17 protein-coding genes, 5 tRNA genes and 1 riboswitch are annotated in these 25075 nt (G+C 71.6%); of the genes, 13 read left to right on the forward strand and 9 right to left on the reverse strand.

Going from position 1 to position 25075, the window contains the following annotated elements; genetic code table 11:
* The first annotated feature begins 41 nt into the window (after positions 1–41).
* Complete coding sequence (locus tag BLT97_RS33900; protein ID WP_093617279.1) at positions 42–827, forward strand: DsbA family protein; 786 nt, start codon at positions 42–44, stop codon at positions 825–827.
* Positions 824–1690: a cytochrome c biogenesis CcdA family protein gene (locus BLT97_RS33905; protein WP_093617281.1), complete on the forward strand. Its 867-nt coding sequence runs from the start codon at positions 824–826 to the stop codon at positions 1688–1690. Before BLT97_RS33900 ends, BLT97_RS33905 begins: the two co-directional genes overlap by 4 nt.
* Positions 1691–1743: 53 nt before the next feature.
* Here the strand turns inward: BLT97_RS33905 and BLT97_RS33910 are convergent.
* From BLT97_RS33910 to BLT97_RS33930, 5 genes are all read right to left on the reverse strand, one after another.
* Positions 1744–1817: transfer RNA gene (locus BLT97_RS33910), tRNA-Phe, on the reverse strand.
* A gap of 23 nt (positions 1818–1840) precedes the next feature.
* Positions 1841–1915, reverse strand: a tRNA-Asp gene (locus BLT97_RS33915).
* A gap of 38 nt (positions 1916–1953) precedes the next feature.
* Positions 1954–2026: transfer RNA gene (locus BLT97_RS33920), tRNA-Glu, on the reverse strand.
* Between the two features lie 96 nt (positions 2027–2122).
* On the reverse strand, positions 2123–3784 hold the full coding sequence (locus BLT97_RS33925; RefSeq protein ID WP_093617284.1) for a metallophosphoesterase family protein: 1662 nt from the start codon (positions 3782–3784) through the stop codon (positions 2123–2125).
* Positions 3785–3893: 109 nt separating this feature from the next.
* The gene (locus tag BLT97_RS33930; protein ID WP_093617286.1) at positions 3894–4244 is read right to left on the reverse strand and encodes a metallopeptidase family protein; all 351 of its coding nucleotides are present in this window, start codon (positions 4242–4244) and stop codon (positions 3894–3896) included.
* A gap of 238 nt (positions 4245–4482) precedes the next feature.
* Between BLT97_RS33930 and BLT97_RS33935 the strand changes: the two genes are divergently transcribed.
* From BLT97_RS33935 to BLT97_RS33985, 11 genes are all read left to right on the forward strand, one after another.
* A complete protein-coding gene (locus BLT97_RS33935) occupies positions 4483–5013 on the forward strand; it encodes a hypothetical protein (protein WP_093617288.1) in 531 nt (176 codons plus the stop codon).
* A 337-nt stretch (positions 5014–5350) separates the two neighbouring features.
* The gene (locus tag BLT97_RS33940; RefSeq protein ID WP_093617290.1) at positions 5351–7558 is read left to right on the forward strand and encodes a DEAD/DEAH box helicase; all 2208 of its coding nucleotides are present in this window, start codon (positions 5351–5353) and stop codon (positions 7556–7558) included.
* Positions 7559–7801: 243 nt separating this feature from the next.
* Complete coding sequence (locus BLT97_RS33945) at positions 7802–10543, forward strand: FG-GAP repeat domain-containing protein (protein ID WP_245769699.1); 2742 nt, start codon at positions 7802–7804, stop codon at positions 10541–10543.
* Between the two features lie 262 nt (positions 10544–10805).
* Positions 10806–12893 carry an FG-GAP-like repeat-containing protein gene (locus BLT97_RS33950; RefSeq protein WP_245769696.1) on the forward strand — a complete coding sequence of 696 codons (2088 nt, stop codon included), beginning with the start codon at positions 10806–10808 and terminating at the stop codon, positions 12891–12893.
* Positions 12893–14428 carry an FG-GAP-like repeat-containing protein gene (locus tag BLT97_RS33955; protein WP_093617296.1) on the forward strand — a complete coding sequence of 512 codons (1536 nt, stop codon included), beginning with the start codon at positions 12893–12895 and terminating at the stop codon, positions 14426–14428. The genes BLT97_RS33950 and BLT97_RS33955 overlap by 1 nt, the downstream gene beginning before the upstream one ends.
* A 103-nt stretch (positions 14429–14531) precedes the next feature.
* Positions 14532–14604, forward strand: a tRNA-Lys gene (locus BLT97_RS33960).
* A gap of 76 nt (positions 14605–14680) precedes the next feature.
* Positions 14681–15376: an alpha/beta fold hydrolase gene (locus BLT97_RS33965; RefSeq protein ID WP_093617298.1), complete on the forward strand. Its 696-nt coding sequence runs from the start codon at positions 14681–14683 to the stop codon at positions 15374–15376.
* A gap of 93 nt (positions 15377–15469) precedes the next feature.
* Positions 15470–15543 (forward strand) — tRNA-Met (locus BLT97_RS33970).
* 133 nt (positions 15544–15676) lie between these two features.
* Positions 15677–16822, forward strand: coding sequence for a PP2C family protein-serine/threonine phosphatase (locus BLT97_RS33975; protein ID WP_245769697.1), 1146 nt, complete (start codon positions 15677–15679; stop codon positions 16820–16822).
* 201 nt (positions 16823–17023) lie between these two features.
* Positions 17024–17211: riboswitch (cyclic di-AMP (ydaO/yuaA leader) on the forward strand.
* A gap of 11 nt (positions 17212–17222) precedes the next feature.
* Complete coding sequence (locus tag BLT97_RS33980) at positions 17223–18275, forward strand: M23 family metallopeptidase (protein WP_093617302.1); 1053 nt, start codon at positions 17223–17225, stop codon at positions 18273–18275.
* Positions 18276–18512: 237 nt separating this feature from the next.
* Entirely contained in the window at positions 18513–19457 is a 945-nt protein-coding gene (locus tag BLT97_RS33985) for an aldo/keto reductase (RefSeq protein WP_093617304.1), read from the forward strand.
* 54 nt (positions 19458–19511) lie between these two features.
* Here BLT97_RS33985 and BLT97_RS33990 read toward each other — a convergent pair whose 3' ends face one another.
* From BLT97_RS33990 to BLT97_RS34005, 4 genes are all read right to left on the reverse strand, one after another.
* The gene (locus BLT97_RS33990) at positions 19512–20957 is read right to left on the reverse strand and encodes a PrsW family intramembrane metalloprotease (protein ID WP_425442812.1); all 1446 of its coding nucleotides are present in this window, start codon (positions 20955–20957) and stop codon (positions 19512–19514) included.
* Between the two features lie 96 nt (positions 20958–21053).
* Positions 21054–21869, reverse strand: coding sequence for a tRNA (guanosine(46)-N7)-methyltransferase TrmB (gene trmB / locus BLT97_RS33995; protein ID WP_176953988.1), 816 nt, complete (start codon positions 21867–21869; stop codon positions 21054–21056).
* A gap of 103 nt (positions 21870–21972) precedes the next feature.
* On the reverse strand, positions 21973–23175 hold the full coding sequence (gene lhgO / locus BLT97_RS34000) for an L-2-hydroxyglutarate oxidase (protein WP_093617338.1): 1203 nt from the start codon (positions 23173–23175) through the stop codon (positions 21973–21975).
* 174 nt (positions 23176–23349) lie between these two features.
* Positions 23350–24795 (reverse strand): NsdA family TPR-like regulatory protein, encoded by a 1446-nt coding sequence (locus BLT97_RS34005; protein WP_093617306.1) that lies wholly within the window; start codon positions 24793–24795, stop codon positions 23350–23352.
* Positions 24796–25075 lie beyond the last annotated feature (280 nt).

Here is a 25075-nt window from a genome sequence, read left to right on the forward strand (position 1 = left end):
CCTCTTCGACTTTCTCTTTCGACTTCTCTACGGGAGAACCCATGTCCGACTCCACCCGCACCCCTGCCCCGAAGCGCCGCAACCTCGCCATCGGCGCCTCGGTCGTCGCCGCCGCGCTCCTGTTCGGCTGGTTCTCGTACACCGCGACCAAGCCCGAGACCCCCGCGGCCGCCTCCGGTTCCGACAAGGTCGCCGAGGTGACACGGCCCGAGCAGGCGGAGCAGGGGCAGAACGACACGTACACGCAGCTTGCGAAGCTCGCGCGCCGCGACGCCGGGGACCCGCTGGCGCAGGGCCCGGCGGACGCCCCCGTCGTGATGATCGAGTACGCGGACTTCAAGTGCGGCTTCTGCGGCAAGTTCGCGCGGGACACCGAGCCCGCGCTCGTGAAGAAGTACGTGGACGCGGGGAAGCTGCGGATCGAGTGGCGCAACTTCCCCATCTTCGGCGAGGAGTCCGAGGCCGCGGCGCGCGGCGCGTGGGCGGCCGGACAGCAGGGCCGCTTCTGGGAGTTCCACGCGGCGGCGTACGCGGACGGCGCGAAGGAGAAGGGCTTCGGCGCGGACCGTCTGAAGGCGCTGGCCGAGGAGGCGGGCGTCGCGGACCTGGACCGTTTCGTGCGGGACGCGGACAGCAAGAAGGCCCGCGAGGCCGTGTCCCGCGACCAGGAGGAGGCGTACGGGCTCGGCGCGGCCTCCACCCCCTCCTTCCTGATCAACGGCCGGCCCATCGCGGGCGCCCAGCCCGCGGAGACCTTCACGCAGGCCATCGACGAGGCGCTCGCGGCAGCGCCCCGGGGCAAGGCGGCCGGCGAGGGCGCCAAGTGACCGCGGACATCGGCTACTTGGCGGCGTTCCTCGGCGGGCTGCTCGCGCTGCTCAGCCCGTGCAGCGCGCTGCTCCTGCCGGCGTTCTTCGCGTACTCGATCGACAGCACGGGCCGGCTGCTCGCCCGCACCGGCATCTTCTACCTGGGCCTGGCCACGACCCTGGTGCCGCTGGGCGCGGCCGGCTCCTTCGCGGGCCGCTTCTTCTACGGCAACAGGGAACTGCTCGTCCTGATCGGCGGCTGGCTGATCATCGCGCTCGGTGTGCTCCAGATCCTCGGCATGGGCTTCGCCTCGCGCCGTATGACCGAACTGACCGGCCGCATCCGCCCCACCACCGGCCTGTCCGTGTACGCGCTCGGCGCGGTCTACGGGCTGGCCGGCTTCTGCGCGGGCCCGATCCTCGGCAGCGTCCTCACGGTGGCGGCCCTCGGCGGCAGTCCCGCGTACGGCGGGGCGCTGCTCGCGGTCTACGCCCTGGGCATGGCGGCCCCGCTGTTCCTCCTGGCCCTCCTGTGGGACCGCTTCTCGCTGGGCCGCCGACGCTGGCTGCGCGGACGCCCCTTCCGTATCGGCCGCTTCGAACTCCACACCACGTCCCTGGCCTCCGGCCTCTTCTTCATCCTCCTGGGCACGCTGTTCCTGGTCTTCGACGGGACGACGGCGCTGCCCGGACTCCTGGACGTGGACAGCTCGTTCACGGTCGAGCAGTGGGCGCGACGGGTGGGGGACGCGGTGCCGGACTGGGCGGTCCTCGCGGGGGCGGTCGCCGTGGTGGCCGCGGTGTGGGCGGTACGGGCACGGCGCCGGCGGCCCGCCCCGGAGCCGGCGCCCGAGGGCGGCCGGGCGGTCCTGCCGGAGTGAGGGAGCGTCACCGCACGAGAAAGGCCCCGATCCGAAGATCGGGGCCTTTGCTGTGGCTGGGGCCGGGGTCGAACCGGCGACCTATCGCTTTTCAGGCGATCGCTCGTACCAACTGAGCTACCCAGCCACGGGATTCACGAGGAATCCCAGCGGTCCTGACGGGATTTGAACCCGCGGCCTCCACCTTGACAGGGTGGCGAGCACTCCAAACTGCTCCACAGGACCAAGCTGTTGTGCGACTAAGTGTCGCACACTGTCTTGCGTGCCCCCAACGGGATTCGAACCCGTGCTACCGCCTTGAAAGGGCGGCGTCCTAGGCCGCTAGACGATGAGGGCTATCGGCCCGCCTGGGCACCGCTTGTGATGAACACCGTGCAGCGCGTCGGGGACGTGAGAAGCATATGGGATGGGGGGAGCTATCGCCAAAACGGTTTACGGAGCCCTCGGGGTACGGGTGCCCGTCGGCGTCGGCGACGGGGTCGCGCCCGGGCTGTTCTCCTCCGGGAGATGGCGGCTGACCTCGGCCTTTGTCAGGCCGAGGCCGCCGAGGCGGATCTCGTCCCAGGCCTGGAGGTGCTTGGTCTCCCGGTCGAGGTAGAGCACCGAGGCCTCGATGGGGTCCGGCTCGTCGTCCTCCTTCTCGGGGTCGATCGCGCGCAGCCCGCTGCCGCCGGTCGACCCTTCGATCCGCAGCCGGGTGCCGCGGTCGAGGACCTCCATCTCGGAGTGGTGGACGTGCCCGGCCAGGACGAGAGGGACCGCGCCGTCGGTCTGGCGGGCGGCGACCGGGTTGTGGGCGACGGCGATGTCGACGGGCGTGCCGCGGGAGCGCTCCTGCCACAGTGCGGCGGCCAGGGCCGCCCCCGCGGTCTGCTCCGCCGGGTCGCCCTCGGCGATGACGGAGCGGTCGGGGGTGTACTGCGGGTCGCCGATGCCGGCGATGCGCAGCCCGGCCACGTTCTTCGCCCTGCCCTCGTCGAGGACGTGGACGTTCTTCATCCGCTCCAGATACCCCTGCGTCGCCTCGGAGTCGTGGTTGCCGCGCACCCACACGTACGGGGCACCGAGGTCCTCGACCGGGTCGAGGAACGGGTTCTCGGCGGCGCTGCCGTGGTCCATCGTGTCGCCGGAGTCCACGATCAGGTCGATCTCGTACTGCTCGACGAGCGAGCCGATGACATGCCACGACGCGGGGTTGAGGTGGATGTCGGAGACGTGCAGGAGGCGGATCGTGGTCGGGTCGGGCTCGTATGTGGGCAGGGTGGAGGTGGCGTCGTAGAGCTTGGTGACGTTGGTGACCAGGCGCGCCAACTCCTTCTGGTAGATGTCGAATTCGGTGACGATGCTGCGGGCGTTGCCGACCAGGGAGGGGGCCGAGGCGAGCAGGCCGGAGAACTTCGGCTCCAGGACGGACTTGGGGTTCCAGGTCGCGAAGGCCGAGACCCCGCAGGCCGCGAGGAGCGCGAGGGCGGTGCCGCCGGCGGCCAGGGCGCGGCGCGGGGTGCGGTAGACGGCGAGGCCGAGGATCGTGGCGCCGGAGACCACGGCGATGCAGGAGCGCAGGGCCAGTTCGCGGGTGCCGGAGACGACGTCGGAGGTGACCTCGTCCTGGAGGCCCGAGAAGCGTTCGGGGTGGTCGACGAGGGTCTGGGCGCGGGTGGGGTCGAGCCGGTCGACGTCGACGTCGAGGCGGATCGGGGCGCGGTGCGACTCGAGTTCGAGGGCGCCGAGCGGGGAGACGTTGATCTTCGTGCCGCCGGTCAGGGAGGGCCGCAGCGTCATCATCGTGTCCATCGGCCCGACCGGGATCCGCACGCTGCCCACGATCAGCAGCCCGAGCCACGCCCCGAGCAGCACCACGGCGACCATGCCGACGGCGCGGGCGTAGGGGTGCGGGGGGTGGACGAGTTCGGGGACGGGGTGCGGGTGGCGTGCGCGGTAGTGGCGTACGAGGGCGCCGGGCGCGTTCCGTATCCGGGAGGCCGACCTGCCCAGACGTACCGCGGCGGCTCTCGTGCCGCGGACTGCGGAGTGGCGCACGCGCGTGGCCGCGGTGCGCAGGCGGGCTATGGCGGCGGTCGAGTCGCGGGCCATTGTGCGCGTATGCCCATGAGGGCGGGGGGTTATGCCCGGGTGTGGGGGGAGCGGTCGGGGCGGTCGGTCCGGGGCGTACGGGGTCGGCCTGGTGCTTGCGGGCCGGCGGTCAGCCCCAGCCGAGTTGGTGCAGGCGCTCGTCGTCGATGCCGAAGTGGTGGGCGATCTCGTGCACGACGGTGATGGCCACCTCGTCCACCACGTCCTCGGGCGTCTCGCAGTAGCGCAGGGTCGGGCCCATGTAGATGGAGATGCGGTCGGGCAGCACGCCCGCGTACCACTCGCCGCGGTCGGTGAGCGGGGTGCCCTCGTAGAGGCCGAGCAGCTCGGGGTCGTCGGCCGGGGGTTCGTCCTCCACGAACACCGCGACGTTGTCCATGACCCGGGTCAGTTCCGGCGGGATCTGGTCGAGCGCCTGGCTCACCAGCTCTTCGAAGGCCTCACGTGTCATCTCCAGCACACGGCCATTGTCCGTGAGACCGGCGGATTTCGACGGGCCGACGGACGACTGGCCCGGGGCGGGTCCTGATCGGCGCGTGACCGTTTGTGGCCGGTGTGGTGTGCGCGTCGGTACGGACGAGGTCCGGGGGTGGTGCCGTTTGGCGGCTACCGGTCCGTACGTGCGTCGTGCGTGTCCTCTTGTGGCGTAAGGGAGTTGGGCACGGCGATCCCGTTCGCCGCGCCCCGGAGGTGCCGCCGTGCGCCAGCCGTCCCTTCCCGACCGCCCGCCCTACGGCCGTCCGCTGCGCTGGGCCGCCGTGCTGCTCGCGGTCGCGGCGAGCGCGGGGTGCGTGAGCCTGGGGGGCGACGGGGACAAGCCCGCGCCGGGCCCCTCCGCCTCGCAGCAGGGCGATGCGACCGGGCCCGACGGGGCCGCGGTGGTCTCGGGCGGCGCGCGCGGGGGAGCGCCCGAGGGGAAGCACGGGGCGCGCCCCAGCGCTTCCGGCTCCGCCTCGCCGAGCGCCTCGCCGTCGGGCACCGCCAAGCCGTCCGGGAAGCCCGGCGCGCCGACGCCGACTCCCACCCGTACGAAGACGCAGAAGCCCGTGCCGCCGTCGGAGGAGCCGCCGCCCCCGGACCCGGAGCCCACGCCGCCCCCGCCCACGCCGAGCCAGGAGCCCTCGCCGCAGCCGTCCGACTCGGCCGGGGCGCAGACGCAGATGTCGCAGGAGCAGCGGATGTCGGAGATCCGCGAGCGCGAGCCTTCGCCGCAGCGCGGGCCGGCCTGATCCGGGCCGCCGCGATGGGACGTAAAGCCGCCGTGGTGGTGGGACGCGAAGAAGGCCGCGGTGGGGCGCGAAGGGGGCCGCGGTGGGACGCGAAGGAGGCCGTCTGAGCTGGGGCGATGCCCTGTCCGTGGCTGTCCGGAAGGGGCCCGGTTTGCCATTTGCTACGGGGGGTGCGTACAGTGGTAGATCGTTTGATCCCATTTGCCCGGCGCCGACAGAGAGAGCGCCGCGTGGCGCGTACTCTCCCTTGCCGTGACTGGACCGCATTGAGGCGGTCGAATTGTGACTTCACGGAGTTATGGGCGCGTGCCGAGACTCCGAGAGGTTGCAGTTTCGCATGTCCACTTTCAGTACTGATCACTCCGTCATGCCCGCGTCCGCCGGGGACGAGGCGGTCCTGGAGACCGTCGAGGCAGACGTCGACGAGACCGCTGACGAAAACACCGTCACCTTCGCCGACCTGGGCCTGCCCGAGGGCGTCGTGCGCAAGCTCGCGCAGAACGGTGTGACCACCCCCTTCCCGATCCAGGCCGCGACCATCCCGGACGCCCTGGCCGGGAAGGACATCCTCGGCCGCGGCCGCACGGGCTCCGGCAAGACCCTCTCCTTCGGTCTGCCGCTGCTCTCCCGCCTCGCGGGCGGCTCCACCGAGAAGCACAAGCCGCGCGGTGTGATCCTCACGCCGACCCGTGAGCTCGCCATGCAGGTCGCCGACGCGCTCCAGCCGTACGGCGACGTCCTGGGCCTCCGTATGAAGGTCGTCTGCGGCGGTACGTCCATGGGCAACCAGATCTACGCGCTCGAGCGCGGCGTCGACATCCTCGTCGCCACCCCGGGCCGCCTGCGCGACATCATCAACCGCGGCGCCTGCTCCCTGGAGAACGTCGAGGTCGCCGTGCTCGACGAGGCCGACCAGATGGCCGACCTGGGCTTCCTGCCCGAGGTCACCGAGCTGCTCGACCAGGTCCCGACCGGCGGCCAGCGCATGCTCTTCTCCGCGACGCTGGAGAACGAGATCGACACGCTCGTCAAGCGCTACCTGGTCGACCCGGTCAGCCACGAGGTCGACGCCGCGCAGGGCGCCGTGACGACCATGACGCACCACATCCTCATCGTGAAGCCGCGCGACAAGGCCCCGGTCACCGCCGCGATCGCCGCGCGCAAGGGCCGCACGATCATCTTCGTCCGCACCCAGCTGGGCGCCGACCGCATCGCCGAGCAGCTCCAGGACGCCGGTGTGAAGGCCGACGCGCTGCACGGCGGTATGACGCAGGGCGCCCGTACCCGCGTGCTCGCCGACTTCAAGGACGGCTACGTCAACGCGCTCGTCGCCACCGACGTCGCCGCCCGCGGCATCCACGTCGACGGCATCGACCTGGTCCTGAACGTGGACCCGGCCGGCGACCACAAGGACTACCTGCACCGCTCGGGCCGTACGGCTCGCGCCGGCCGCAGCGGCACGGTCGTGTCCCTGTCCCTCCCGCACCAGCGCCGCCAGATCTTCCGCCTCATGGAGGACGCGGGCGTCGACGCCTCGCGCCACATCATCGGCCAGGGCGGTGCCTTCGACCCGGAGGTCGCCGAGATCACCGGCGCCCGTTCGCTGACCGAGGTCCAGGCCGACTCCGCGGACAACGCCGCGAAGCAGGCCGAGCGCTCCGTCGCCGAGCTCACCAAGGAGCTGGAGCGCGCGCAGCGCCGCGCCACCGAGCTGCGCGAGGAGGCCGACCGCCTCACCGCGCGTGCGGCCCGCGAGCGCGGCGAGGACCCCGAGGCCGCCCTCGCCGAGCGTGCGGCCGAGGCCGTCGTCGAGGAGGCGGCGGCTGCCGTGGCCGAGGTGCCGGAGCAGCCGGTGCGCGAGGAGCGCCCGTCCGCTTCGTACGAGCGCACCGAGCGTTCTTCCTCGTACGAGCGTCCGCAGCAGCGTCGGGACGAGCGCGGCAACTACGAGCGCCGCGACCGCGCCGAGCGTTCCTTCGACCGCCGTGACGACCGTCGTGACGGTGACCGTGGTGGCTTCCGTCGTGACGACCGCCGTGACGACCGCGGTGGCCGTGGCTTCGAGCGTCGTGACGACCGTGGCGGCTTCCGCCGTGACGACCGTGACAACCGGGGCGGCTTCAACCGCGACCGTGGCGACCGTCCGTTCAACCGCGACCGCGACGACCGCGGCGGCCGTTCCTGCAACCGCGATGACCGTGGCGGCCGTTCGTTCGAGCGCCGTGACGACCGCGGTGGCCGTGGCTTCGAGCGTCGTGACGACCGTGGCGGCTTCCGCCGTGACGACCGTGACAACCGGGGCGGCTTCAACCGCGACCGTGGCGACCGTCCGTTCAACCGCGACCGCGACGACCGCGGCGGCTTCCGCCGGGACCACCGCGGCGGCTCGGACCGTCCGTTCAACCGCGACAGCCGGGACAACCGCGGTGGCCACCGCGGCTCCGACCGCCCGTTCAACCGCCGCGACGACCACCGAGGGGACCACCGCTCGGGCTCGTCCTTCGGCCGCCGCGAGGACAAGCCGCGCTGGAAGCGGAACGGCTGAGCGGCGCGACAGCGTCGGGCATCGAACTCGGGCATAGCGCCCGATAGTTGAACAGCGGGCCCACCCTTCGGGGTGGGCCCGCTGTTTTGTGCCCCTGAGCTGGGCTTTCTCCGTTGTGGAGAGAACGTGAAGGGCTGTACAGTCTGGCGACTCGCATGAGGTGGGTGTGGCTGGGGGGGTTGCGTGGAAGTCAGCAAGGTCATACGACGCCGTCTGCTCGGCAGAGGGGGCGCGGCCTTGGCCGTGACCGTCGCCCTCGCCACCGGCGTCCTGGCCGCCGTGCCGGCGGAGACGGCGCGGGCGGGGTCGGCGCGGGCGGTCGGAGAGGACGAGATCGTGCTCCCCGCCGCGGACCGGAGAGCTCCGCGCAACCCGGGGTTCAGCGGCTTCGGCGACACCGGTGTGCTGTCGCGCCCGGAGGGCGCCACCGGCTTGCGCTGGACCGACTACGCGACGCGACAGACCCGGGACGTGACCGAGTTCGACGGCAGCCAGCAGCCCGCTGGGCTCGCCCAGTCGGACACCACGTTCACCCTGTCGACCGACGCCGAGGGCCGACGCGTCGTTCGGTTCCGCGCGATCGGCTCCGCCGTGGACAAGGGTTCGGTGACCGTCCCCACTGGCCTGACCTACGCGGGCACGGCCGGCGAGGGCGTCGTCGTCGCCTACCTGGGCAGCTCGTCCAACGTACGTGAACTGCACCTGCTCAAGTCCGCAGCCGATGGCGGCACCAGCGACACGAAGCTGACCGGCTGGCCCGCCGACGCGAAGCTCCTCGCGCCCAGCGGGCGTGACGACCGCTCGCTGCTCATGCGCTATCGCGTGCCGACGGAGGACCCCGAGGTCTTTCTCTACCAACTCGTACTCGTCGATGTCCGCGACGGAACCTGGGCCAAGGTGTTCAGCCCATACAAGGCGACCTCGGCCCGGTCACCCTTCCTGAGCGAGAACTACGTCGGTTGGTGGTTCCCGGGAGCCGGCGCGCGGCTGCTGCGCCGCGACGCGCTCGACGGACCGGTGACCGCTGTGCCGGCCCAGGGCACCGAGGGGAAGACCGACTTCACGATCGTCGGTGACGACGTCGTGGTGGCCACCTACGGCGACGAGACCCGTGCTGTGCTCACCCGGCCCCTGACCGATGCCGGGGAATGGCGCACGCTGCTTCCGCAGATGGACGGCTGGATCCACTCGTCGGCGGACGGGTCGGCCATCGTGGCGGGCGGTCCCGACAAGGCGAACTGGGGTGTGCACCGCCTCTCCGAGGCGCCGGACGGACAGATCGTCGGCGATGAGCTGATGGACCTGCCGGCGGTGCCCGCGCCCGTCGACGGGCTGTCACTGGCAGGCGGCACCCTTGCCTGGACCGACCAGACCTCGTCCCCGTCCCACGACGTCATGTTCAACACCCGTACGGTGTCCGCCGACGCGGTCCCCCAGGCGGGGCCGGTCCGGCAGGCCGGCGGATGGGTCAAGCCGTGCCAGATTCAGTACAGCTGCACGCGACTGTTCGGGGCCGGTGACGGGTCCGTCGTCTACGCGGACCTTGACAACTCCCAGCTGGTTCATCGCCGTACGCCCGCCGGTGACGTCCAGACGCTGACGGTTCCCGGCTTCTACGGTGAGGTGGAGGCCGCGGAAGGGCGGTATGCGCTGCTCTCCGGCGGCGGGAGCAAGAAGCAGTTCGTCGTCGACTGGACGCAGTCCAAGGTCGTGTCCACACGCACGGCGGACGCCGCCGCCCTGTGGAACGGACAGCTGTGGGTCACGACGTCCACCGCGGGGCACCTGTCGATGAGCCGTCTCGGCTCGACCGCTGCGGCGATCGAGGTCAACGTCGGCTCGGCGTGCGTGCCCAGCGAGTTGCAGGTCAACGGCCGATTCGTGTACTGGGCGTGTGCCGCGCAGGGGAAGGCCGGAGTGTTCGACCGCTCCCGTGGACGAACGGTGGCCGTTCCTACAGGGGACGCACTGCTGGCCGACGGGTTCCTGGTCCGCCACGACAACGCCCGCGGCAGGCTGGTGCGCACCGACGTCCGCTCCGGGCAGGCGGTCACCGCCGATCTGGCTGAGCTGCCCGCGACTGCCAACCTCAGGCCCGAGGGCACGACCTCGGACCGACGGATCCGCTGGACCCTGGATCCGTATGGCAACCGCGTGGCTTTCGTGGACGCCGACGAGCGCATCCACCTGGTCACGGCCGGGGCGCTCGCCGCTCCTGTGCTGCGGGACCATGCAGGACAGGACGGCATCGGCGACCTCCTCACCCTCAACTCCTCCGGCGGCCTCACCTTCCAGCACGGCACCGGGGCCGGGACGTTCTCCGGTGGCACCTCCGCGAGCGGCTGGTCGACCAGCACCCTCGCCGTCCCCTTCGGCGACCTCAACGGTGACCGCTGCAACGACGTCCTCGTACGGATGCCGGACGGCAAGTTGCGCGCGTACAAGCCGGGTTGCGGCGAGGCCGTCGCGCCGACGACGGCGTACTCCCTGATCGGTGGCGGGTGGAACACGCACAACGTGCTGACGGCGCCCGGGGATCTGACCGGAGACGGACGCACCGACCTGGTGGCGCGCAAGGCGTCGACGGGTGAGCTGTTCGTGTATCCGACGACGGCCTCGGGGATTCTCGCGAGCCCGAAGCGGATCGGCGGCGGCTGGCACATCTACTCCAAGATCGTCGGTGCCGGTGACCTGAACGGCGACGGCCATGGCGACGTGCTCGCCGTGGACAAGAGCGGTGCGCTGTTCCGGTACTACGGCCTCGGCAACGGACTGCTCGGCCCGCGCCACCAGTTGGCCGCGACGTGGGGTACCAAGTACAACGCGGTCGTCGGCGCCGGTGACATCACGGGCGACGGCAAGGCGGACCTCGTGATGCGGGACACTGCCGGGAACCTGTGGCGGCACAGCGGCCGCGGGACCGGCACGTTCTCGTCGCCGGTGAAGATCGCGACCGGGTGGGGCGGGTACCGGGGGATCTTCTGAGCCACCGGTTCGGTTCCGGTCACGATCCGGTCCTGACTCGCGGAAGCGGGCCCCCTCTTCACAAAGGGGCCCGCTTCTCTTTTCTCTTCCGTCACACGCGTACCGACTGTTACGATCCGGCCCCGCGTGCGCGGTGGGTGTGGCCAGGGGGGCTTGGCCCGGACCGCGACGCGTTCTCAGTGTTCTCGGGGAGGGAACCCTCTTGGCCCGGCATGCGCGCATGCGCTCTCGGGCGGCCCGTCGGATCCGTATGTCCGTCGTCATGGCCGCCGCAACAGCCTTCACTTTCACAGGACTTACGGCGACAGGCGCGGCAGCCGACTCGCCGACCCCCGTCCAGACCGACGGTGTCTGGGGGATCGACTTCGCCGGCGGTGTACTCACGACCGTCGAGCGCGCGGCCGCCGGTGAGCAGTGGGTCTTCGTACGCGATGTCACGGCGGACGGCACCTCGGTGGGAGACCGGGAGTCGCGTGGGTACGCCGGGACGTACGCCGTCGGGTCAGCGGTCGAGCGGGTGCCCTGCGATGCCGGCGGCTGTGTTCCGCTGCGGGCCACGGGCAACGGGTTCGTCGGGTACTTCTTCGAGGACGCCTCGGGCAATCAGAGGGCGCAGATCCACCTGAGCCCCAACAGCCTTCACTCGGCCGACGAACCGTCCGTCACCGGTGGGAGGTTCGTGGACGCCACGGGCCGGTTCTACGTCTACAACGCTGCCTCGACCGGCAAGCAGTACATCGACTACGTCCCGGGGTACCGGAGCCAGAGCGTGCGGATGACCCGCTCCATCGGTGCGGCTTCCGTCTGGGGCACCCGTCTGTGGACCGCCAACGCGGCCGCGGGCTCGGTCAGTGCGATCGACCTGAAGAAGAAGCAGGTCGTCGAGACGGTCGCCGTCGGTGCTCCGTGCACGGTCAAGGAGCTGCAGGCCATCGGGCGCTGGCTGTACTGGAACTGCGGTCCGACCGGCGCCGCCGGTGTGTACGACCACACCACCAAGCGGAAGTTCACTGTGCCGTCCGGGCCCGCCCTGGTCGGTGACGGCTACTTGGTGCAGCACGACCGGGTCGCCGGCAAGCTCATGCTCACCGACTTCCACACGGGTACGGCCGCCGCCGCGCGGGAGATCGCCGATCTGCCGGCCGGGAACACCACCGACCAGCGTCGACTGACCTGGAGCGTCGACAAGTTCGGCGGGGACATCGCGTACGTCGGGCAGACCAACGCGATCCATGTGGTGCAGAGCGGGGTGCCCGCGCAGTCCCTTGCGAAGATCGAGTCCGAGGTCAACGACGCGTGGATCGACCTGAAGAATCCGTACGGCGGCACCTCATGGCTGAGCACCTGGCAGCTCAACAAGCCGGCCGACTGGACGTTCACGGTGAAGGACAAGCTGGGACGTACCGTCCGGACGATCCGCGCTGACGGACCCGGCACCGAGGTCGACGTCGCGTGGGACGGCAGGGGCGACGCGGGGCAGTTCCTCCTGAACGGCACCTACCGCTGGACCCTGACCGCGACCGCCGCCGACGGCAACGGCACCTACACGACGAGCGCCGACATCAATGTGTACGGCGCCCTGCAGGGTTTCCACGACCAGGGCGGCAGCGCCCACGGCGACCTGGTCACCCTCAACTCCAGCGGCACGCTGACCCACCACATCGGGAACGGCACCGGCGGTTTCGGCACCAAGAACTCCGGCAGCGGCTGGCCGGCCGGCACCCTCGCCGTCCCGTTCGGTGACACGGGCACCGACCGCTGCGCCGAGCTGCTGGTGCGCATGCCGAACGGCGAGCTGCGCCGCTACACGGGCAAATGCGGCGGCGGCCATGTGCCGGGCAGCAGCCATCTCGTGTACGGCAAGGGCTGGGGGCAGTACGACGTGCTGACCTCGCCGGGTGATCTGAACGGCGACGGACGGGCCGATCTGATCGCCCGCCAGACCACCACCGGCGACATGTACTTCTACGCGGGCACGTCCGACGGCAAGCTCGCCGGACGCGTCAAGATCGCGTCCAACTGGAAGACGTACGGGCGGATCACCGGCGTGGGGGACATCACCGGCGACGGCAAGGCGGATCTGCTCGGCCACGACCGCAGCGGAGGCCTGTGGCGCTACGACGGCCTGGGCAACGGGAAGTTCGCGCCGCGCCAGCAGGTGTTCAAGGACTGGGGACGTACCTACAACGCCGTCGTCGGTGTCGGTGACATCTCCGGCGACGGCCGCCCCGACATCGTCGTGCGCGACAGCGCGGGTGGTCTCTTCCGTAACAACGGCAACGGAGCGGGCGGCTTCGGCGCCCGCGTGCAGCTGGCCTCCGGCTGGCAGGGCTACAAGGGGATGTTCTGATGCGCCGCTCGATTCGGCTGATCGCCGTGTTCGCCTCGGCGACGCTGCTCACCGGGGCCGTGGACGGCGTGCTCGGCGCCGCTCCCGAGGCGCAGGCCGCGACCTCGGTGCCCTCCTGGGTCATCCCGGTCTACTACGACGACGAGGCCACCGGCCAGCACCGCGCGTGCACCGGCATCGTCCTGTCGAAGACGAAGACCCTCGCGACGCCCGACTGCTTCACGGGCATGGACGCGGCCGACTTCGAGTGGGAGTACGACCTCGGCACCGGACAGCTCTCCGGCGGCAGCGGTGGTGGGGCGACGTACCGCTCCCATCCCCAGTACGACGCCGCCACACGCCGTGCCGCCGTCTCCGTCGTCACCCGGCGCACACCCGACAACTCCGGCAAGCCGGTCCTCGCCTCCGCCTCGGACTCCGCGCTGTGGGCGCCCGGGGCGAAGGCGACGTTCTACTCCTGGGCGGGGCTCGACGCGGACGATGCACCGCGTGCCCGGCACAGTGAACAGGTCGAGATCAAGTCGGCCGCGGACTGCGCGGCTCTGCTCGGCAGCGCGCTCCCGTCGGGCGCGGTGTGCTCCGTTCCGGCACCTGGTGCTGCGCCGGTCGCGGATGACGACCAGTGCTTCGGTGACGCGGGCGGTGCGCTCGTGGCGGGCGGCAAGCTCATCGCGACGTCGGCGACTCGGTCCACCGGCTGTGTGCAGGACGGTGTGCGGGTCTACACCCGCGTGGCCTCGTACCGCTCCATGATCACCAACGCGACCACCGACACCGACATCGACTACCGGTTCGGCGGCAGCTTCCTCGCCAGGGAGCCCGGCGAACTGCTGGACGTCTGCGTGACGGACCAGGACCGCCGTCTGTGGGGCTGCAGTGTCGACGACGCCGGCTCGTTCTGGGTGAGCGGCTACACCGCCGTCCTGCAGGCCGGTGACCTGAACGGTGACAGCTTCGGTGACCTGCTCGCCCGTACCTCCGGTGGCACCCTCTACCGCGTGCCAAGCAGCGAGTTCGGCGCCGACTTCGACCGTCGCGCCCGCATCGGCGGCGGCTGGAACATCTACAGCCGGCTCGTCACCGTCCGCGACATCTCGGGCGACGGCAAGCCGGATCTCATCGGCCGGGACTCGGCCGGCGTGCTGTGGCTCTACCGGGCCGACGGCAAGGGCGGCTTCCTGACCCGCTCCCGTATCGGCGGCGGCTGGAACATCTACACCGCCCTGGCGGGCCGCGGCGATGTGTCCGGCGACGGGATCCCCGACCTGGTCGCACGGGACAAGGCCGGAGTGCTCTGGCTGTACCGCGGCAACGGCAAGGGGAACTTCGCCACCCGCACCCGTGTCGGCGGCGGCTGGAACATGTACAACGCGATCGTCGGCAGCGGCGACTTCGACCGCAACGGCCGCCAGGACATCGTGGGCCGTACGCCGACAGGAGCGCTCTACCTCTACAACGCCGATCACAAGGGCAACTTCTCCACGCCGAAGAAGCTGGCCACGACCGCGATGAAGAACTTCGTCAGCCTCTCCTGAGCCCCGGCGTGCGAGACGCCCGGACGACGACGCCGCCCCCGGACCACCGATACCCGATCGGCGGGCCGGGCCGGTCCGGCTATGCTCGGGGGTGCATCGCCGCGGACCGTTAGCTCAATTGGCAGAGCAGTGGACTTTTAATCCATTGGTTGTGGGTTCGAGTCCCACACGGTCTACCGGAGCCAGCGCCCGGACCCTGCCGTGGGTCCGGGCGCTGTTCTGTTTGCGGGGGCGGGTCGGCAGGATCGGCGGATGCGGACTCATGTCGTGCTCGTCCACAGTCCTCTCGTCGGACCGCTGACCTGGCGGCCCGTCGCCGCGTGGCTGGCCGCCGCCGGGCATCCGGTGCGGGTGCCCGCGCTGCCGCCGCCCGTCGGGGACGGGCCGTACTGGCAGAAGGCCGTACGCGCCGTACGCGACGGGCTCGGCGACCTCGCGCCCGGCACCCCCGTCGTGCTGGTGGCGCACAGCAATGCCGGGCTGTACGTGCCGGTGCTTCGGGCGGCGCTCCAACTCCCGGTCACCGCTTCGGTGTTCGTGGACGCGTCCTTGCCGGCGCGGTCCGGGGCCACCCCCGTCGGCACCGCGCGCATGCGGGAGCTCCTGCGGCCCATGGCGGTGGACGGGGTGCTGCCCCGGTGGAGCGACTGGTGGGCGGAGAGCGAGGTGGCGGCGCTCTTTCCCGACGCCGAGACCCGGCGGGCCGTCGCCGGGGAGCAGCCGCGGCTTCCGCTCGCCTACTTCGAACAGGAGGTTCCCGTGCCGGCGGGCTGGGACGACCACCCCTGTGCGTATGTGCGGTTCAGCGGCGGATACGAGGAGGCCGCCCGTGAGGCGCAGGCGCGGGGGTGGCGCGTGGAGGTGCTGAGCGGAGGGCATCTGCAGCAGCTGGTCGATCCGGCCGGGGTCGGGCGGCTGATTCTGGAGTGCGCAGAGCGCGCTGCCTGATGTGCGCAGGGGGCATCGCCCGACGTGCACAGGAGGTGCCGGGAAACCCTGGTGAGGACCGTCCCTCCGATGGCGTACACTTGTGTTTACCGACGCGGGGTGGAGCAGCTCGGTAGCTCGCTGGGCTCATAACCCAGAGGTCGCAGGTTCAAATCCTGTCCCCGCTACTGAAGGGCGAGGCCCGGTGCGTACGAGAGTGCGTGCCGGGCCTTCGTCGTGTTCGCGCCCGTCGCCGGCGGGTCCCGCCCCGTTTGGGCCACACCGTTCGCTCGGCGATCTCCGTACCGGAAACCTGGTGGAGTGCGTGGCAGCGGAGAGGGCAGGGGCGGGAGCACCCGTACGCGTGCCTTCGTGCGCGCTCTGCCGCCGCTGCTGATCGTCGGCGGGCTGTTGCTGGACATCGTCACGCCGCCGAAGTTCACCGGGGCTCCGCTTTTCTCCGCGGCGCCGCTGATCGCCGCGCCCTTCTTCTCCCTGGCGCTGACCATCGTGACCGCCGTGGCCGCGGTGGCGGCGCTGGTCGGGCTGCACCTCTACAACGGGAACCTCTTCGAGACCGAGTTCCTCACCGAGATCGCCACCATCGTGACGGTCGGCGCGCTCGCCGTGCTCATCAACCGGGTCGTGACGCGCAGCGGCGAACAGCTGGCGTCGGCCCGGTACATCGCCGAGGCCGCGCAGCGCGCCGTGCTGCCGGAGCCCGCGGCGCGGATCGGCGGGCTCGACGTGGCGGCGCGGTACGAGGCGGCGCAGGCGGACGCCTTCATCGGGGGAGATCTGTACGCCGTCCAGGACACCCCGCACGGGGTGCGGCTGATCGTGGGGGATGTGCGGGGCAAGGGGCTCGGGGCCGTGGAGGCGGTGGCCGTGGTGATCGGGGCCTTCCGCGAGGCCGCCGAGCAGGAGGCCACCCTGGAGGCGGTGGCGCTGCGGCTCGAGCGGGCGCTGGCGCGCGAGGGCACGCGGCGGGACGGGCTCGACGCCGTGGAGGGATTCACGACGGCGGTGCTCGCCGAGATCCCGCACGAGCACGGAGTCGTACGGCTCATCAACCGCGGGCATCCGGCACCGCTGCTGCTGCACGCGGACGGCAGGCTGCGCACCCTCGAACCCGCGCAGGCCGCGCTGCCGCTCGGGATGACCGACCTGGCGTCCTGGCCGGACCGCGGGGTGGAGGCGGAGCTGCCGGCCGGCGCGATGCTGCTCTTCTACACGGACGGTCTGAGCGAGGCGCGCAGTGCCGAGGGGGTCTTCTACGATCCGGCGGCGCGGCTGTGCGGACGGATCTTCCCCGGACCGGACGCGCTGCTCTCGGCGCTCGTCGACGAGGTGCGCGAGCACACCGGCGGCGGGGCGACGGACGACATGGCGCTGCTCGCCGTCGCGCGGCCGGCCGTGGGGGCCGCGATGTCACCGAAGGTGACCGAGGAAGAGCCCTCTGCATAACATTTGACGCAGCGTCAGGGAATCGGCGTCCACGGATTCTCCCAACTTCCTTGGCAACTCGTCCGATTCCGCCCCTTCGTGTCCCCTAAGTCCAGGCCAAGGGCGCTAACGATCTGTCGGAACGGCTTGGAATCCCGGGCCCTCGTCTATTAACGTTCGATAACGCAGCGCGGTCGTCCCAGCCGTCACAAGAGATGGCTCCGTGCGCACACGCTTAATCCCGCAAGGGAGCCGGGGAACCACCTTTTTGGGGTGAATCGGGCAAGCGGCGCCTTTCCCAGAGGCGCTTCGGCGAGGTCTCAGCACGTCCCGGGAGACCTCAACGCCCGTAGGAAACCTTCCTGTTCCGAACCCGTCAGCTAACCCGGTAGGCGAGAAGGAAGGAAAGGAGTCCGCCCCCGTGGCGACCCCCGCAGGCCGTGGCAGTACCTCCAACGCCCCGTATTTCGCGGACGGCACCCAGGAGTTCAGGTTCGACGACGAGCCCTGGGAGGAGTGGAACCCGACCGAGGAATCCATTCGTCCGGTGCGCGGCAAGCACCGCGTCGCCAAGCAGCGCGGCGGTCTCGCGCGCAGCTCCACCGTCCTCGGCGTCGGTGTCATAGCCGCCGTGGGCGCGGGTGGCATCGCCACCGCCAAGGACAAGCCGCCGGTCCCGATCTCCATGCCGGACCTCGGCGAGCAGGCCAAGAAGATCCCCGTCGTCGGCTCCCTGATATCCGACGACTCCGACGCCGGCACCCAGGAGCAGCCGGGCGTCGCGCAGGCCACCGCGGCCACGCTGCCCGTGGCCGCCACGAGTTCGGCCGGGCAGTCCACCGCCGACGCGGGCGAGGCCCTGCGGGCCCGCATCCTCGAGCAGGCGCAGAGCCAGGAGGACGAGGCGGACGCCGCGGCCCAGGCCGCTGCCGAGCAGCTCGCCGCCGAGCAGGCCGCGAAGGCCGCCGCCGAGAAGCAGGAGGCCGCCGAGAAGGCCGAGGCGGAGGCCAAGCGCAAGGCGGAGGAGGAGGCCAAGCGCAAGGCAGAGGCGGAGCGCCTCGCCAAGCTGGCCCGGAGCTACTCGCTCCCGACGAGCTCGTACACCATCACCTCGACCTTCGGTCAGGCCGGCTCCATGTGGTCCTCGGGCCAGCACACGGGTCTGGACTTCGCTGCCCCGTCAGGTACCCCGATCAAGGCCGTCCACACGGGCACCGTGAAGGAGGCCGGCTGGTCCGGTTCGTACGGCTACCGCACCGTCATCGAGCTCTCGGACGGTACGGAGATCGCGTACAACCACCAGTCGTCCATCGGCGTCAGCGTCGGCCAGAAGGTCACGACCGGCGATGTCATCGGCCGCGTGGGCTCCACCGGCAACTCCACCGGTCCGCACCTGCACCTCGAGGTCGAGACCGCGGGCGGCAGCCTCATCGACCCGCTGGCCTGGCTCCAGAGCAAGGGTCTCAACCCGTAAGTCCGGTACGGAACCTGTAGTCCCGCCTCCCCTGTACGTACGGGCGCGCCCGCGCGGGTTTCTCGCGCGGGGCGCTCCGTGCGCCCCTGTCCGCACCTGCGTGTGCGCTTCCCTGAACCCCGGCAGTCCTGACGGCAACCCCCCGACGTCAGGGCTGCCGGTTTGCGTGGAAACAGCCGATTGGTGCGCCTTCGGCAGTCAGGAATAGGCGCTTCCCGTACGGACGTTGATCCGTTCATGACCTCCTTGCGCCCTCTCGGCTCCTCCGACCTCGAAGTCCATCCGCTCTGCCTCGGCGGCAACGTCTTCGGCTGGACGGCCGACGAAACCCGGACCTTCGCCGTGCTCGACGCGTACACCGCCGCCGGCGGCAACTTCGTCGACACCGCCGACTCCTACTCGGCCTGGGTGCCGGGCAACAAGGGCGGCGAGTCCGAGACGCTGATCGGCAGGTGGCTGGCCGCGCGCGGCAACCGTTCCGACGTGGTGATCGCGACCAAGGTCGGCGCCCACCCCGAGTACAAGGGGCTCTCCGCCGCCACCATCAAGGCCGCCGCCGAGGAGTCGCTGCGCCGGCTCGGGACGGACTACATCGATCTGTACTACACGCACTTCGACGACGAGGGCGTGCCGGTCGAGGAGATCGTCACGGCCCTAGACGCGCTGGTGCGCGAGGGCAAGGTGCGGGCCGTGGCCGCCTCGAACCTCAGCACCGAACGGCTCCAGGAATCACTGGAGTTCGCCGAGCGCGAGGGACTGGCCCGGTATGTGGCGCTTCAGCCGCACTACAACCTGGTTTCACGTGGAACGTACGAGGGCCCCAAGCAGGAGCTCGCCTCCCGCTGGGGTCTGGCCGCCGTGCCGTACTACGCGCTGGCCTCCGGCTTCCTCACCGGCAAGTACCGTCCCGGCACCGAGGTGGACAGCCCGCGTGCGGGCGGAGCGGCCCAACACCTGGAGACCGAGCGCGGCCGCCGGGTGCTCGAGGCCCTGGACACCGTCGCGAAGGCGCATGACGCCGAGCCCGCCTCCGTGGCGCTCGCCTGGCTCACGGCTCAGCCGACGGTGGTCGCGCCGATCGCCTCGGCCCGCACCGTGGAGCAGCTCCCGGCGCTGCTCGCGGGGGCGGAGCTGACGCTCACGTCGGCGGAGCTGGGGCAGCTGACCGCGGCCTCCGCGTAACCGGAAGGCGCTGACCGCGGCCTCCGCGTAACCGGAAGGCCAGGACGAACCCGATTACGCGCCGCCCGGGTAGGTCGCGGGCGGCGCGTACGGGTAGTGGGCCTGGTGGGCCGGATACGGGAGCGCCGACGCGGAGACGTAGCCGCCGGCGGGGCGCGGCTGGTGCGGGATGTACGGGATGGCGGGGCCCCGGGCCGGCACCGGGCCGTAAGGGCCCGGCGCCATCACCGGACCGTAGGGGTTGGCCCAGGGGGTGAACGGCTGCGGGAACGGCGGGGCCGTGACGCGGGCCGCGTGGTCGAGGGCCGGGCGGGCCGGGCCGCGGCGCGCCCACAGCGCGTCGAGCAACTCCCTTTCCCGTACGACGAAATCGGTGCCCGCGCGGCCGCTGCGCCCGCGCGCCCGCAGGAACGCCAGGGCGGTGGCGAGCGAGATGTACTCGCGCACCGTGCGCGCCGCGTCCTTGCCGTAGGTCTGCGTGGCGTACTGACGTGCCTTGCGGCGGGCGCGCAGGGTGCCCACCGTGTACGGCTCGGGGGTGGTGAGCCAGCCGGCGGCGACGTATGCCGGAAGTTCCTCGCGGACCGTGCGCAGTTCGCGCTGCCGGCTGTAGATCGTGAGCCAGGTCAGCAGGCCGAAGGACGGGACCATGAAGCCGAGGTAGACGAAGAAGAAGCCGATGCCGCCGAGGTAGGAGGCCGAGCCGTTCCACGCCGCGTGCATGCCCATCGCGAGCAGCAGGCCGGCGAAGGGGAGCAGGACGCGGCGCACCCGGTGGCGGTCGGCGGCCAGGGCGGCGAAGCCGAAGCCGAGGCCGGTCAGGACCGTGAACAGCGGGTGGGCGAACGGCGACAGCACGATGCGCACGAAGAAGGTGGCTGCGGTGACCGAGTCGAAGCCGATGCCGACGGTGCCGGTGGCCTCGTCGGTGCCGTAGGCGTTGCCGAGATAGAGGATGTTCTCGGTGAACGCGAAGCCGGTGGCGGTGACGCCGGCGATCACCACTCCGTCGACGAGACCCTTGAAGTGCCGTCTGCGGAACAGGAAGACGAGCAGGATGGCCGCCGCCTTGACCGTCTCCTCGACGACCGGGGCGACGACGGTGGCGCCGAGGGTGTCGGCGCTGCTGGGGTCGGCGGTGCGGGTGGCTATCCAGCGGGTCGCGAAGGAGTTCGCGATGATCGCTATCAGGGCCGCGGCGCAGGCGCCCCACGCGAAGGCGAAGAGCAGGTTCCGCCAGGGGGCCGGTTCGACCCGGTCCAGCCAGCGGAACGCGGCTATCAGGAGCGGTACGGGAAATATCGCGAGGCCGAGGCCCACGAGGAAGCCCTCGGTGCCGGTCTCCTTGCGGACGAGCGCGAGGATCACCAGGCCGGACAGGGCGAGCAGCGTGATCAGCGCGGCCGCCTTCACGGCACGGCGCTGCCACCAGCGCGTGGGCCTGCCGGGACCTGCGGCCGGGTGGGCCGGCGGGTGCAGGGGCTGTGGCGGTGCGTTCACCCTTCGACCCTAACGAGGGGCGGGGGGCGCACGCGACGGTGCCGGGGAGGTTGGTGCCGCGGGAGGCGGTCCGCCGGTGAAGAAGAACCCGGTTCGTTACTTCCGCAGGAAGATCAAGTCGTGGACCACGTGGTCCTTGTCGAGTCCCTTGCCCTCGAAGCGGGTCAGCGGGCGGAAGGCGGGGCGCGGGGTGTAGCCGCCGTCCGGCTGAGAGTTCTCGAAGTCCGGGTGGGCCGTGAGCACCTCGAGCATCTGCTCCGCGTAGTCCTCCCAGTCCGTGGCGCAGTGGATGAACCCGCCCGGCTTGAGGCGCGAGGCCGCGAGCGTGAGGAACTCCGGCTGGATGATGCGCCGCTTGTGGTGGCGCTTCTTGGGCCACGGGTCCGGGAAGTAGACGCGCACGCCGTCGAGGGACTCGGGGTGCAGCATCTCGGTGAGCAGGATGATCGCGTCGCCGTTGGCCACGCGGACGTTGCCCAGCCCGTTGCGCTCGGCCAGGCCCAGGAGGTTGCCCTGGCCCGGGGTGTGCACGTCGACCGCGAGGATGCCGGTGTCCGGGTCGTCGGCGGCCATCTGCGCGGTGGCCTCGCCCATGCCGAAGCCGATCTCCAGGACGACCGGGCGGCCCTCGAACAGCTCGCCCAGGTCGAGCCGCTGCTTGCCGTCGATCTCGATGCCCCACTGCGGCCACAGCCGGCGCAGGGCGTCGCCCTGGTTCGTGCTGACGCGGCTGCGGCGCGGCTGGAAGCTGCGGATGCGGCGGTCGAAGTGCGAGCCGGCCGGGTCGGGCGAGGGGCCCTCGCCGTCGGCGAAGCGCCGGTTCTTCTCGGCACGGGCCGCGGCGGCTGCGGCGCGGGTGGCGTCGTCGTAGGGGTCGGACGCCGGGGGCTGGGTTTCGGGGTGCTCGGACACAGTGGGTCCGATTCTACGGAGGGTCGCGGGGGTGGGCGCGCGAGCAGTGGGCCCCTGGGGAGGGCGGGTGCGAGCGGGGGGGCGAGTGTGGGCGTGCGGCCGGTCAGCCGACCTGCGCCAGCACCCTCCGTGCCACCTCCCGCCCGATCGGCAGCGAAGCCGTGGCCGCCGGGGACGGGGCGTTGAGGACATGGACCGTGCGGGCGCCCTCGACGAAGAGGAAGTCGTCGGCCAGGGTGCCGTCCCGCAGCACCGCCTGGGCGCGCACGCCCGCCTTCGCCGGACGCAGGTCGGACGGCTCCACCGCGGGCAGCAGCCGGCGCACCGCGCGTGTGAAGGCCTTCTTCGACAGGGAGCGGTGCAGCTCTCCCGCGCCGTAGCGCCAGTGCGCGCGGGCGATGTGCCAGGAACCGGGCCAGGCCAGCGTCATGCCCAGCTCGCGTGGGCGGACCGTCGCCCAGTCGTAGCCCTCGCGGGCCAGCGCCGGGACCGCGTTGGGCCCGACATGGACCCCGCCGTCGATCCCGCGCGTGAGGTGCACCCCGAGGAAGGGGAACGCCGGGTCGGGCACGGGGTAGACCAGGCCGCGGACCAGCTCGGGGCGCGCCAGGTCGTAGTACTCGCCGCGGAACGGCACGATGCGCATCCCCGGGTCGTCGCCCGCGAGCCGGGCGACCCGGTCGCAGTGCAGCCCCGCGCAGTTCACCAGGACCCTGCCGCGCACGATGTCCCCGGCCGCCGTGCGCACCGCCACCCCGCGGTCCGCGCGCCGGTCGATCCGCGTGACCTCGGCCCCGTACCGGATCTCGGCGCCCGCGTCCCGCACCGACGACGCCAGCTGGGCCGCGACCGCGCCGAAGTCGCAGATGCCGGTCGTGGCCACATGGATGCCCGCGAGCCCGCGGACCTCCGGCTCGAACTCGGTGATCTGGCTGGGGCCCAGCTCGCGCACCGGGATCCCGTTCTCCCGGCCGCGCTGCACGAGGGCGTGCAGCCGGGGCAGCTCGGAGCGCTCGGTGGCCACGATCAGCTTGCCGCCGACGGCATGCGGAATCCCGTACTCGGCACAGAACTTGACCATCTCCGCGGCGCCCTTCACGGCGAACCGCGCCTTGAGGGAGCCGGGGCGGTAGTAGATCCCGCTGTGGATCACCCCGCTGTTGCGCCCCGTCTGGTGCCGGGCCGGGCCCGGCTCCTTCTCCAGGACGGTGACCCTGATCCCCGGCCGGGCGCGCGTCAGCGCATACGCCGTCGACAGACCGACGATGCCGCCGCCGATGACGAGCACATCGCAGTCGTACGCCACCGCGGCGCCGGCCGTCGAAGCGCCCGCCACCGCAGCGCCCTCGACCGCAGCGTCGTCCCCTTGGCCGCGCAGCGTCACGCGCCTCACCTCCCGAGTCCCACCCCGATAGTGCACTGCGCCACTGACAACGTGCTCAAACCCCCGCGGCGGCAGGGAAGGGAAAGCCCACGCACCTCACGCCGGAGCCATGAGCAGCGGCCGCGCCCGCTCCCGCAACTCGATGACCTGGGGTTCGTCCCCGTGCGCTTCGAGGCGGTGCAGCAGGTCCCGTACGTATTCGGTGGTGCGTGCCGAGGAGATGCGGCCCGCGACCTCCACGGCCCGCAGGCCCTGGGCGCAGCAGGCGTCCAGGTTGCCCGACTCCAGCTCGGCCACCGCGCTCACCACCAGGCGCAGGCCGTGCGAGCGGACGAACTCCTCGGTGGGCTTCGACAGGGCCTGCTCGGTGAACCGGCGCACCTGGCGCGGCGCCTTGAGGTCGCGGTAGCACTCGGCGGCGTCGGCCGCGAACCGGTCGTAGGAGTAGAAGCCGAGCCACGAGGGGTCGTTGTCGCCCTCGCGGGAGCGCTCCAGCCAGCCCTCGGCGGACTTCAGGGCGGCGCCGGCGGCATGGGCGTCGTTGGCGCGCGCGTGCGCGCGGGCCTCGACCAGGTGGAAGAAGCTCATGGTGCGGGCGGTGGCCAGGCCCCGGTTGCGTTCGAGCGCGGCCTGCGCGAGGTCGACGCCCTCGTCGCCGAAGCCGCGGTAGGTGGCCTGGAGGGACATCGAGGCGAGCACGTAGCCGCCGAGCGGCACGTCGGCCGCGGCGCGCGCGAGGCGCAGCGCCTGGATGTAGTAGCGCTGGGCGGCCTCCTGCTGGCCGGTGTCGAAGGCCATCCAGCCCGCCAGGCGCGTGAGTTCGGCCGTCGCGCCGAAGAGGGCGCGCCCCACTTCGTCCGAGTACGTACCGAGCAGCAAGGGTGCGGCCTCGACCCGTAAGCACTCCGGGACCATCGACGAACGCCAGTCGCCGCCCCCGTACTTGGAGTCCCAGCGCCGCGCGTCGTGCGCCGCCTCGCGCAGCTTCTGCACATCGCTGTGGCCGACGCGCAGCGGCTTCCCGTCGGCCGGCGCGGACTCGGCGATCTGCCGGACCTGTTCGGCCGTGCGCTCCACCGAGCTGTCGGCGGGGGTTATCAGCCACCTCGACGCCGGGGTCGCGTACGCGCTCACGGCGAAGGAACCGGCGAGCGACTGCCAGATCCCGCCACTGGTGCCTCTGCGGCCCGCGAGGTCGAGCCGGTACAGCTCGGTCGCGGACTTCACCGCGGCGCCGATGTCGCGCGGGAAGGAGAGGCCCACTTCGGGCGCGGGGTCGGCGTCCGCGAGCCCGATCTCGTGCAGCGGCACGGGCCGGCCGAGCTTCTGGCCGATGGCCGCGGCGATCAGGTGCGGGGCCGCACCCTGCGGGACCATGCCCTTGGAGACCCAGCGGGCCACCGAGGTCTTGTCGTAGCGGAGGGTCAACCCGCGTTGTGAACCGAGGTCGTTGACCCGGCGGGCCAGGCCCGCGTTGCTGATTCCCGCGAGGGCGAGAACAGTGCCGAGCTTCTCGTTCGGCCCGCGTTGCTCCCTGGACATGCGCACCCCTCGACACAGACGGCTGCCGCGGGTCCCAGCCTTCGGGCATAACCGCGCGGCATTCGTAAACCCAGCGTAGTTCCCCGCATTCCAAGCGTTAAGGGGCAGGTTGTGGATGGCGGGAAACTTGTCTGTACAGGAGTGCGGACTTTCTGCGGTGTGCTCCCGGCGTGTGGCCGTGCGCCCGTCCGTGCGCTCTTCACCGCTTCCCGCGGGAGCGCTTCCATGAGGATGCGTGGGTCGGCCCACCGTGCGCTGGCAACCGGTGGGCTGGGGGACG

The organism is Streptomyces indicus, assembly GCF_900100315.1.
Taxonomy (GTDB): domain Bacteria; phylum Actinomycetota; class Actinomycetes; order Streptomycetales; family Streptomycetaceae; genus Streptomyces; species Streptomyces indicus.

Excerpts from the sequence above, each read along its gene's own strand:
- BLT97_RS33955 (WP_093617296.1), top strand. The coding sequence starts at position 12,893 with ATGCGCCGCTCGATTCGGCTGATCGCCGTGTTCGCCTCGGCGACGCTG.
- BLT97_RS33940 (WP_093617290.1), top strand. The coding sequence starts at position 5,351 with ATGTCCACTTTCAGTACTGATCACTCCGTCATGCCCGCGTCCGCCGGG.
- BLT97_RS33900 (WP_093617279.1), top strand. The coding sequence starts at position 42 with ATGTCCGACTCCACCCGCACCCCTGCCCCGAAGCGCCGCAACCTCGCC.
- BLT97_RS33925 (WP_093617284.1), bottom strand. The coding sequence starts at position 3,784 with ATGGCCCGCGACTCGACCGCCGCCATAGCCCGCCTGCGCACCGCGGCC.
- BLT97_RS33950 (WP_245769696.1), top strand. The coding sequence starts at position 10,806 with ATGGCCGCCGCAACAGCCTTCACTTTCACAGGACTTACGGCGACAGGC.
- BLT97_RS33985 (WP_093617304.1), top strand. The coding sequence starts at position 18,513 with ATGACCTCCTTGCGCCCTCTCGGCTCCTCCGACCTCGAAGTCCATCCG.
- BLT97_RS34005 (WP_093617306.1), bottom strand. The coding sequence starts at position 24,795 with ATGTCCAGGGAGCAACGCGGGCCGAACGAGAAGCTCGGCACTGTTCTC.
- BLT97_RS33965 (WP_093617298.1), top strand. The coding sequence starts at position 14,681 with ATGCGGACTCATGTCGTGCTCGTCCACAGTCCTCTCGTCGGACCGCTG.